Source organism: Xanthomonas cissicola (assembly GCF_008801575.1).
Classification (GTDB): Bacteria; Pseudomonadota; Gammaproteobacteria; order Xanthomonadales; family Xanthomonadaceae; genus Xanthomonas; species Xanthomonas cissicola.
On record NZ_VZPL01000237.1, the window covers coordinates 1 to 516 of the forward strand.

Annotated in this window: 2 protein-coding genes; both read left to right on the top strand. The window is 57.4% G+C overall.

The genetic code is table 11. The features are described 5' to 3' along the window. Positions 1-135, top strand: a 135-nt coding sequence (locus F7R02_RS25820; protein WP_151210041.1) for an IS3 family transposase, incomplete at its 5' end; no start/stop codon positions are given. A gap of 66 nt (positions 136-201) precedes the next feature. Then, positions 202-384 (top strand): asparagine synthase-related protein, encoded by a 183-nt coding sequence (locus tag F7R02_RS25825; RefSeq protein WP_235901003.1) that lies wholly within the window; start codon positions 202-204, stop codon positions 382-384. Positions 385-516: the final 132 nt, after the last annotated feature.

The window sequence follows — 516 nt, forward strand, 5'->3', positions numbered from 1 at the left end:
CCCACCAAGGACGCCGCACGCGCCGAGGTGTTCGACTACATCGAGATGTTCTACAACCCACAACGCCGTCATGGTTCAACTGGCGACCTGTCCCCTGTAGAGTTTGAACGGCGCTACGCGCAACGAGGGTCTTGAGTGTCTACGGAACCCTGGGCGTATCAGTACGCGGCATTCCAACAACGCATCAGCGATGAGCAGGCCATGGCCATTCTGCCGGAGATATCGGAGGCGTTTTGCGAACCTTTTGCTGACTCGTCCCAGATTGCGACGCTGCTTGCAGCAGGCTCCGCTCGCCGTCACGTCAGTCACATGCTGACAGGCGATGGAGGCGACGAATTAGTCGCCCCTGAAAAACCCCCAGGCTGCATCCATTGCAAGGCTTAACCTGCGTTTTAGGTGTGCTGGAATTGCCAGTTTTCGTTACTCTACGAACTGGTTTCTGGCAGTTTTCGCCCATGCGTACACGCCGTCCTGCCGCCGAGCAGTTGCCTGCCGATGAGTTGTTTCGTTCGCGTT

What these genes read in the sequence shown, in the direction of transcription:
- F7R02_RS25825 (WP_235901003.1), top strand. Translation starts at nt 202, where the DNA reads ATGGCCATTCTGCCGGAGATATCGGAGGCGTTTTGCGAACCTTTTGCT.